Source organism: Pseudomonas sp. GM24 (genome assembly GCF_000282235.1).
Lineage (GTDB): Bacteria > Pseudomonadota > Gammaproteobacteria > Pseudomonadales > Pseudomonadaceae > Aquipseudomonas.
In genome coordinates, this window is sequence record NZ_AKJR01000073.1 from 19,975 (window position 1) to 28,900 (window position 8,926).

The following is an 8,926-nucleotide window of genomic DNA, read 5'->3' on the forward strand; positions in this document are numbered from 1 at the left end:
TAGGGTGAGGGGCTCTTGATTTACAGCTTATTTGCCGGGAGTAAGGGTCAAACGAGTTTTGCCATAGACCCGATCAAAGTTCTGCGGCTGCATCGGCAAGCCGATGTACTGCCCCTTCAGCCACGCATCAATCCCGTTCAGGTAGTTCGGGCTGACCGGATTCCCGGATTGTCCCGTACCGTTCTGGCCCATCAGCGGCTCAGCCTGACCGAAGTCAACGATGAAGCGCATCGACGGCGCGCGGGTGGTGGTGAAGTCCTGACCCCAAGCGAACGCCGAAGTGTTCAACGTCGTGTGATCGCCACCGGCCGCCAGCGGCCCACGCACGATCTGACCATTGCTGTTCTTCCACACATAGCTGTGCAATTTGCCCCACTGCCAGGTTCTGTGATCGCCACCCAACTGACTCTCGCCAGCGCTGATCGCTGCGGCAAAGCTGCGGGCGAGAATCACGGCTTTGTCCTCTTTCTGTGGCGTGCGAATGTCATCCCAGAACGGACTGTCTTCGCGTCCCAACAGATGATCGGCCTGCGCTGCGTAGGACAAATCACCATTGGCAATAAACGCTTTCCACGCCGCGCTCGATTCCGGGCCGAGTTCGTCGAGGAAGATCTGCTTCATGCTTTCCTGCAGGAACAACTCATAGATCGCCGCATCCGCCGAGGTCGGGCTGAGCTTGCCGTCGAACGCCATCAACCGCGTGAACGCTTCACGCGCCTTGCTGCGATCCGCTTCCGGCAGAGCGTCAATCGCCTGTTTCAGCGGTTGTTTCATGCCCGGTGCTTCGAAGACTTTCTTCAACTTGGCGGCGAAGGTGGTGGTCTGGTCGTATTGCATGGCGATCACGCTACGGCTGTCGTGCTTGCCGCTGCCGGCCAGCTCCGCCAGACGCTCGCCACGCTCCGGCGCCGCCCAGGAGTTCGACAACTGCATGCCGTAACCGTGTGGAATCACGCGCTGGTTGGCGGTGCCGAGCCAGCCTTGTGCCGGGTCCTGATCGTACGGGTGCAGCATCGGGTCGGCGTAACCGTCCCAGTCATAGCGACCTTCCCAGCCCGGCGATGGCAGCAAACCTTCGCCTTCACGCCGATTGGGGAAACGCCCGGTGACTTGCCAGCCAATGTTGCTCGCATCGGCGAACACCAGATTCAGGGCGATGGCGCGGATTTCACGGCTGGCGTCGGAAGCGCGTTCAACGGTTTGCGCGCGGGTCAGGTCAAAAAATGCGTCCAGCGATTTATCGTCAGTGAAGCTCGGGGTTTGCAAGGCCAGACCGAAACCGCTGCCTTGCGCCGCCGCTTGAGCGCTGTTGAGCAACGCGCCGTGACGGGTTTCGTACACCGCTTCGCGAATCGGCCGCTGGCCTTTGACGAAGTAGGTTTCGTTGCGCACGCCCAGCGGTTGCCATTTGCCGTTGACCTCGTAGGTCAGGCTGCTGCCCTGGCGACGGATTTTTTCCAGGAACAGATCCTGGTTATCGCCGAGCACGCTGGTCGTGCTCCACGCCACTTTGCCGTTGAAGCCACCGAGGACCAGCGGCAAACCGGCGACGGTGACGCCCGCCGCCTGATATTTCGGCGCGCGGATCTGCACGAAGCTCCACAGCGACGGCGCGGCCAGCGGCCCATGGGCGTCGCTGGCCAGCAGGCTCTTGCCGCTGCGGCTGCGTTGCGGGGCGATCGCCCAGTTGTTTGAAGATGTGGTGCCCAGCAGGTTCAGCGCCGACAGTTGCTGGCTGGCGTTGCTCAGCTCGGTCAGACCGGGGATTTGCCCGTTGAGCTTGAGGCCTTGCAGCTTGTCGGCCTCGGCCAGTGGCAGGTTTTCGTCCGGCGCGGACGGCGTCAGCCAGGCCAGTTTGTCGCTGGTCACGGTTTGCGCGAGCACCAAGGATTCAATTTCTTCCGGCAGGTTGGCCGACTGGCTGAAATTCAGCAGGGCGAAAATCAGTGCCGAATCTTCCGGCTTCCAGTATTCAGGCTTGTAACCGCTGGAGGCGAGATCGCCCGGCAACTTGTCGGCGTAGCGGAACAGGTAGGCGTTGACACCCCGCGCATAGACTTCGAAGAAACGCTTGAGGCGTGGCGACGAGGCTTTGTACAGCTCGCCGGCGCTTTTCTTCAGATTGACCGCGCGCATGTAGCGGTCGGCGTCGAGCATCGACGCGCCGGACATTTCCGCCAGACGGCCCTGAGCGAGCAGGCGCAAGGTGACCATCTGGTTGATGCGGTCGCTGGCGTGCACATAGCCGAGGCTGAACAGCGCGTCGTGGAAAGTATTACTTTCGATCAACGGCATGCCCATGGCATTGCGGCGTACCGACACGTTCTGCGCCAGGCCCTTGAGCGGTTGCACACCGGAGGTCGGCGGGAGGGTGTCCTGAGCGTTCCAGGTCTGGCAACCGGACAGGCCCAAAACACCGGCCACTGCTGCGGCAACGCCGAACCGGGGAAGAAAATGTGTGAGGGCTGGCGAGGCCATGGCAAAGCTCCTGCGGGGGGTAGCGTCAGTAAAGGCGCTACGTTAGTGAGCAGGAGGGTGCCGCGCAAGCGGGCGACAGAGTTATTTCTTCAGTTCTCGACGATCGTTTCAGCGCGCAGCAAAGGAATGCCTCAACGGACGCTCCGAGTTCGGCTTTGAAGGGACGCGGAGCGTCCCGGGCTGCATTCCCACGCAGAGCGTGGGAACGATCAGAATCACGGCGATTCAGGACTTCGGTGGATTGATTTTCTGCACCAACGCGTAGGCCTTCACTGTCGCTGGGCGATCCTTGATGTGGTTGAACCAGCGCTGCACATGGGGGAAGTCTTCGAGATTCTGACTCTGCCATTTGTGCGAGACGATCCACGGATAAATCGCCATGTCGGCAATGCTGTATTCGCTGCCGGCGACGAATGCGTTATCGGCCAGTTGTTTGTTCAATACGCCATACAGCCGCGCCGTCTCATCAATGTAGCGCTTGATTGCATAGGGGATTTTTTCCGGTGCGAACTGGCTGAAATGGTGATTCTGTCCGGCCATCGGCCCCAGTCCGCCCATCTGCCAGAACAGCCATTGCAGCGCCGTTTGCCGACCGCGCAGGTCTTTGGGCAGAAACTTTCCGGTTTTCTCCGCCAGATACAAAAGAATCGCCCCGGATTCGAACAGCGACAGCGGCTCGCCACCATCGGCCGGTTCATGATCGACGATGGCCGGAATGCGGTTGTTCGGCGCGATTTTCAGAAAGTGCGGCTGGAACTGCTCACCCTGGCTGATATTGATCGGATGGACGTTGTACGGCAGGCCGGCTTCTTCAAGGAACAGGGAGATCTTGTGGCCGTTGGGGGTGGTCCAGTAATACAGATCGATCATGGAAAACTCCAAAGCAGAAATGGACGTGTGTGCGGACAGCAAACGCCGGCGTCAGGTCGTCCCGTGTGCGTTCGATAGCTTGCTTAGTAGGAAGAGGTGATGCTGAACTGCGCAGAATTCAATGACCCCGCGTGAGAAAAATCGCCATGGAGCTTCAGGCCAACGCTGCACTGATCATCATCGACCAGCAAAAAGGCATCCTGCAACCGCGTTTGGGGCGAAGGAATAATCCTCAGGCGGAGGAGCGAATCCTTGATCTGCTGGGGCTTTGGCGGCGTAGCGGTCGGCCGGTGGTGCATGTGCAGCATTTGTCGCGCGAGCCGGATTCGGTATTTTGGCCGGAACAGGAGGGGGTGGAGTTTCAGCAGCGGTTTTTGCCGCAGGACGGTGAATGGCTGATTCAGAAACAGGTGCCCGATGCGTTTTGTGCTAGCGGGTTAGAGGCGCGGTTGCGTGAGGCGGGGATCGGGCAGTTGATCATTGTTGGCGTGGCGACGAACAACTCCGTGGAATCCACGGCGCGCACGGCGGGCAATCTGGGGTTCGATGCGTGGGTCGCGGAGGATGCCTGTTTCACCTTCGACAAGGCCGACTATTTCGGCACGCTGCGTACCGCTGAAGAGGTGCACGGGATGTCGCTGGGGAATTTGCAAGGGGAGTATGCGACGGTGGTCAGTGCTGCGCAGATTCTAGTGGCTGGCTGAAAAACTTCGCCGTATGTGCCGGCCCCTTCGCGAGCAGGCTCGCTGCCACAGTGGGCCGTATTCCAACTGAAGGAACTCGATTGACTGTGGGAGCGAGCCTGCTCGCGAAAGCGGTCTGTCAGGCGAAGAGGGTCTTCGCCCCGAGCATCAAGCGCCGTGGCACTTCTTGAATTTCTTGCCGTTGCCGCATGGGCAAGGGTCGTTGCGACCGACGTCTTTCAGGGCGTTGCGCACCGGTTCCTGGTGGGCGTGGCCGCAGTTCGGGCCGTGAACGTGGCCGTGGTCATGATCGTGATGGTCATGATCATGATCGTGGTTGCAGTCAGGGCCATGGACATGAGGTTGCTGAGTCATCGGTTTTGCTCCGGAATTAAATCGGCGGGGATTATCACGCCATTGCGCTCAAGGTGCACGTAGTGAGCGATGAATAAACCGGTTTCCATCTCACCCTGCAAACGATAGGGAATCTGCTGATTCGGATTTTTCAGCATTTTCACCACGTCTTTTACCTTCGGCCACAGGTTGGTGCGGATCGGCACCTTGAAGTAGGCACTGCGTTTCGGCCCGACCGTAAACCAGTGTTCATGCTCGCCTTCGGCCAGCAGCATGTCGGCCAGATGAATGCGGTAGTCCAGGCCGCGCACGGTCAGGTCGCTGTCGTTGGGGTTGTCGATGCGAAAGTGCAGGATGAATTTCTGTTCGAGCAGTTTGGCGCGCACCACTTCGACTTTGACCAGATGCACGGCGGGGTCGACGCTGTCATCGCTGAACCACGACGCGCAACCGCCGAGATTGAGCATCAGCATCAGAATGAAGCATTGGCAGGTGCGCCGACGACCGAGCATGGTTTAACTCCCTTTGGTGCCAGTCTAGACGCTAAAAGATCGCAGCCTGCGGCAGCTCCTACAGGGGAAACGCAAATCCTGTGTAGGAGCTGCCGCAGGCTGCGATCTTTTGATCTTCAACCTCAAGCGCCGAAATACCCTGCACAGCACTTCTTGAATTTCTGCCCACTGGCGCACGGGCAACTGTCATTGCGCCCCAGCTTCAACTGCACCGTCGGATCAATGAAGTACCAGCGCCCGGCGTTCTGCACGAACGAGGAGCGCTCGCGGTGGCTGTGCTCACCCTGATCATCGTGCCAGCGCGCGGTGAAAGTGACGAAGGCGTGTTCTGGCTGACCGCCGAGCACTTCCGAACTCTCGACCTCAAGGCCAAGCCAGGTGCTCTGCGCGCTCCAGTTACTGATCGACTGGCGATCCAGTCCCGCTTGCTGAGCAGGCAGGGTGGTCGCCACCAGATAATCGATCAAACCCAGCACATAGGCGCTGTAGCGCGAACGCATCAGCGCTTCGGCGCACGGCGCCGGGTGGCCGTCGTGATAGTGGCCGCAGCAGGCCTCCAGCAGATTGCCGCTGCCGCACGGGCAAATGGCTGTACTCATTGCATTACCACCAGTATTTCCCGAAGTTTTCCGGATTGGCCCAGAACCGTGAGTTGAGCCAGTCGGGGACTTGTTTGTAGTCAAGCAGATCATAGGTGAACAGTGTCAGCACTTGATCGTCGCGTTGAAAACGTTCACTGGCTTGCAGCGCCAGCGAATAGAAGTCGGTTTCCTGCCAGCCGCTGGCTGACAGGTCTGCCAGCACGGCGATGCGGCTGGCGTTGAGATTGCGAATCCCGCCCAACAGGTTCAGGCCATCGCGTTTGAGCAAATGTTCCAGACAATCGACCACCAGCGCCAGGTCGAAACGCTGCGCCGCCAGTTCAGCAGGCAATGGGCCCGGCGCGGCATGGGCCACGGTGGTGTCTGGATGCGCCTGTTTAAAAGCGCTCAAGGCCGGAAACTCACTGGCGCCGATCAGCAGCAGACGCGCCGGGGCGTAGCGATCCAGCAAAGCGGCCAGCGCCTGTTGCGGCGTGCGGGAAGAAATGGCGACGTTCATCAAAGCTCCTCAATCAGACCGCCAAGACTAGCCTGCCTGACGGTGCGGGCAAAGAGCCCTGTTCCGCCCGTTTGCGGCAAATGTGCCGAAGTCCTGTGAACAGGCTCGCAAACAGCGGTGGCCTATTGCTGGCGGAGATTAAAACTCCGGTCTTTACTCCCTGAATCGGTTTTAAGCCGATCCCTCAGGAGAAAACCAGATGAGCATAGTTCGGACAGCATTACCTTTGATTCTGCTAACCAGTGTGTTGACTGGTTGCGCAGGTTTACAGAAAACCGACTGGCCGACCTGTGCGGCGGTCGGTGGTGTTGTCGGTGCCGGTCTCGGCGCGACCGAAAGTTCGGCGTGGGCCGGCTACGGTGCGTTGCTGGTCGGCGGCACGGCAGCGGCCTATTGCTGGGTTCACGGTGATGGCGACGAAGACGGCGATGGTGTGCCGGACAGTCGCGACAAGTGCCCGGGCACGCCTAAAGGCGTACAGGTCGACGCTGACGGTTGCCCTCCACCAGCCCCTGCGCCGGTGGTTGAAGAAGCGGTAGTGGTCAAGGAAGAAACCATTGTCATCCGTGATGTGCACTTCCAGTTCGACAAAGCGACGCTGACCGGCCCTGACAAGCAAGTGCTCGACAAGGTCGCCACCCGCCTGAAACAGGAATCCTCGACTGCGCAACTGACCGTGACCGGTCATACCGACAGCGTGGGCAGCGATGCCTACAACAAAAAACTGTCGGATCGTCGTGCGCATTCGGTGGTGGACTACCTGATCCAGCAAGGTGTGCCACGCGCCAGCTTCGTTTCGGTGTCCGGTCTGGGTGAAAGCCAGCCAGTGGCCGACAACAAAACCGCTGACGGTCGCGCGCAAAACCGTCGTACCGAAATCAAAATCCAGCGTTAAGCCCCTCTCGCATCCGCGGCTTGTGCAGTCGCGGATGCGGGTCTTTACTCCTGTGTAACCGGTATGGGCCGGTGACACAGGAGCTTTCACAATGACTGTTTTCTCAAGGTCCGTCTTGCCGGTGCTACTGCTTGGCAGCTTGCTCACCGGTTGCGCCACCCACAGCGATGGCACTGCACCCCTCAATCAACGTACGTGGCCGATCTGCAGCCTTATCGGCGGGCTGGTCGGTGGCGGTCTCGGCGCCATTGAAAGTGGCGGCTGGGCCGGTGGCGGCGCAGCGCTGGGGATTCTTACCGGCGGACTGATCTGTTATGCCCAGGACGGCGATGAAGACGGCGACGGCGTGTTCGACCGCCGCGACCGTTGCCCGGACACCCCGGAAAATACCCCGGTCGATCACCGTGGTTGCCCGCTACCGCAATACCCGGTCACGGAAAAAGTGCCGGAGCCTGCGCCGCAAACTGAAGTCATCACCCTCAGCGATGCCGGCAACGTGCTGTTCGATTTCGACAAATCCGACCTGACCCCGGCGGCGAAAGCCCAGCTCGATACGCTGATGGACAAGCTGCGCAATGCCGACGTGGTCAGCATCAAGGTCATTGGTCACACCGACAGCAAAGGTTCGGATGCCTACAACCAGGCCTTGTCGGAACGGCGGGCGAGCAGTGTCGCGGCGTATCTGCTGAGTCAGGGGCTGGCGCCGAACAAGCTCACCAGCGAAGGGCGCGGAGAAAGTGAACCGGTGGCCGATAACGCAACCGATGAAGGGCGCGCGCAGAACCGTCGCGTGGAGTTGCATATCAATCGCTAGGACGCCTCTGTAGGGCGCAGGCTAGAGCTGCCGGACGATTATCGAAGTCGTTCCGGCAGCCATTTGGCGGCGCGGCGAAGTTTTTTCATTTGTGCCTCTGGCTTATCCCCCGCAGAAGCCGTTACTGTGCGCCCAAAGAATAATTCGCAACACGGGGGAGCGTATGAAAGTGTTCTGGGGGCTGGGGCGGTTGTTGACCCTGCTGTTCTGCTGCGTGGTGCTGGCCAATCAGTTGGTGCCGTTCGTACATCCGCTGCATCTGCTGGTCAATCTGGCCGGCGGCCTGCTGTTGCTGATTCATCTACTCGAAGTGCTGCTGTGCAATCGCAGCCTCAAAGGCCGTCCGCACCCTTGGCGTGACCGTGGCCGCATCCTGCTGTTCGGCGTATTCCACTTGCAATCCATCCCGGCCCCGGCCGCTCCGGAGGCTTCTTCCCATGCGTAAACTTTGCCTGCTCGCTGCATTTATCAGCCCATTGGCCTGTGCCCAAGTGGTCAGCGTTGAAACCAACTCGCTGATGCGTTTGCCCAACACCGCCAGCACGTTGCAGCTGGAAAAACTGGAAGTGGCCGATTACGGCACGTTGCTGATTCCTGCCAACGTGACCGAACTGACCGTGGGCGAGTTACGTCTTGGCCATGAAGCCCGTATCGCGATCGTTCCGAGCGAGAACGCTTTGGAGATGAAGGTAGCTCGTGCAGAGCTGAGCGATGGCAGCCGGATTACTGCACGGGGTGCACCGGGGACTTATGAGAAAGCCGCCCGTGCCGGGCGCAATCTGAATCTGCAATTCAAGGCTTTGAACGCGCCGCAACTGTTGGTCGATGCCCGTGGCGGCACCGGTGCGCCGGGGTTTGTCGGCCTCGATGGCGGTAATGGCGAAGACCCGGGCTGCACCTACGGTTCGGCCGGGCACGGTTTTGATGGCAGTAACGGCAGCGACGGCCAACCGGGTGCACCGGGAGCGCTGGTGCGCCTTGAAGTGCCGCGCGAGTTTCCAGCCGAGCTGATCAAGGTCAATGTCGCGGGCGGTGCTGGCGGTCCGGCAGGCGTTGGCGGCAAAGCAGGGAAGGGTGGCAAGTCCAAGGGCTGCCTGGTGTATCGCGCCGATGGCGGCAAGAACGGCAAGGCCGGGGCGGATGGACAGCCTGGGCCGGTGGGGGCGGCGGGGGCTGTGACTGTGCAGCGCCTTTAAAGGCAGACCCTCATCGGAACGCC

At 60.3% G+C, this 8,926-nt stretch carries 11 protein-coding genes; 5 read left to right on the plus strand and 6 right to left on the minus strand.

The window, feature by feature from the left end:
• Positions 1 to 27 precede the first annotated feature (27 nt).
• Both PMI23_RS11330 and PMI23_RS11335 read right to left on the minus strand, forming a co-directional pair.
• Complete coding sequence (locus PMI23_RS11330) at positions 28 to 2,478, minus strand: penicillin acylase family protein (protein ID WP_007918605.1); 2,451 nt, start codon at positions 2,476 to 2,478, stop codon at positions 28 to 30.
• A gap of 225 nt (positions 2,479 to 2,703) precedes the next feature.
• A complete protein-coding gene (locus PMI23_RS11335) occupies positions 2,704 to 3,348 on the minus strand; it encodes a glutathione binding-like protein (RefSeq protein ID WP_007918604.1) in 645 nt (214 codons plus the stop codon).
• A gap of 146 nt (positions 3,349 to 3,494) precedes the next feature.
• Here PMI23_RS11335 and PMI23_RS11340 point away from each other — a divergent pair, with 146 nt between their 5' ends.
• A complete protein-coding gene (locus tag PMI23_RS11340) occupies positions 3,495 to 4,052 on the plus strand; it encodes a cysteine hydrolase family protein (RefSeq protein ID WP_007918603.1) in 558 nt (185 codons plus the stop codon).
• A gap of 147 nt (positions 4,053 to 4,199) precedes the next feature.
• On the opposite strand, the gene PMI23_RS11345 is transcribed toward PMI23_RS11340, so the two are convergent.
• From PMI23_RS11345 to PMI23_RS11360, 4 genes are all read right to left on the minus strand, one after another.
• The gene (locus PMI23_RS11345) at positions 4,200 to 4,406 is read right to left on the minus strand and encodes an SEC-C metal-binding domain-containing protein (protein WP_007918601.1); all 207 of its coding nucleotides are present in this window, start codon (positions 4,404 to 4,406) and stop codon (positions 4,200 to 4,202) included.
• Entirely contained in the window at positions 4,403 to 4,897 is a 495-nt protein-coding gene (locus PMI23_RS11350; protein ID WP_007918600.1) for an LEA type 2 family protein, read from the minus strand. The genes PMI23_RS11345 and PMI23_RS11350 overlap by 4 nt, the downstream gene beginning before the upstream one ends.
• 122 nt (positions 4,898 to 5,019) lie before the next feature.
• A complete protein-coding gene (locus PMI23_RS11355) occupies positions 5,020 to 5,496 on the minus strand; it encodes a YchJ family protein (protein WP_007918599.1) in 477 nt (158 codons plus the stop codon).
• A 4-nt stretch (positions 5,497 to 5,500) separates the two neighbouring features.
• A complete protein-coding gene (locus PMI23_RS11360) occupies positions 5,501 to 5,998 on the minus strand; it encodes a DUF6231 family protein (RefSeq protein WP_007918598.1) in 498 nt (165 codons plus the stop codon).
• Positions 5,999 to 6,197: 199 nt separating this feature from the next.
• Between PMI23_RS11360 and PMI23_RS11365 the strand changes: the two genes are divergently transcribed.
• The 4 genes from PMI23_RS11365 (at position 6,198) to PMI23_RS11380 (ending at position 8,903) form a co-directional block, all read left to right on the plus strand.
• Positions 6,198 to 6,893: an OmpA family protein gene (locus PMI23_RS11365; RefSeq protein WP_007918596.1), complete on the plus strand. Its 696-nt coding sequence runs from the start codon at positions 6,198 to 6,200 to the stop codon at positions 6,891 to 6,893.
• A gap of 91 nt (positions 6,894 to 6,984) precedes the next feature.
• A complete protein-coding gene (locus tag PMI23_RS11370) occupies positions 6,985 to 7,707 on the plus strand; it encodes an OmpA family protein (protein ID WP_007918595.1) in 723 nt (240 codons plus the stop codon).
• A 163-nt stretch (positions 7,708 to 7,870) separates the two neighbouring features.
• Positions 7,871 to 8,152, plus strand: a complete 282-nt coding sequence (locus PMI23_RS11375; protein ID WP_038358130.1) for a DUF1145 domain-containing protein — start codon at positions 7,871 to 7,873, stop codon at positions 8,150 to 8,152.
• The gene (locus PMI23_RS11380; protein WP_007918591.1) at positions 8,145 to 8,903 is read left to right on the plus strand and encodes a hypothetical protein; all 759 of its coding nucleotides are present in this window, start codon (positions 8,145 to 8,147) and stop codon (positions 8,901 to 8,903) included. The genes PMI23_RS11375 and PMI23_RS11380 overlap by 8 nt, the downstream gene beginning before the upstream one ends.
• The last annotated feature ends 23 nt before the right edge of the window (positions 8,904 to 8,926 follow it).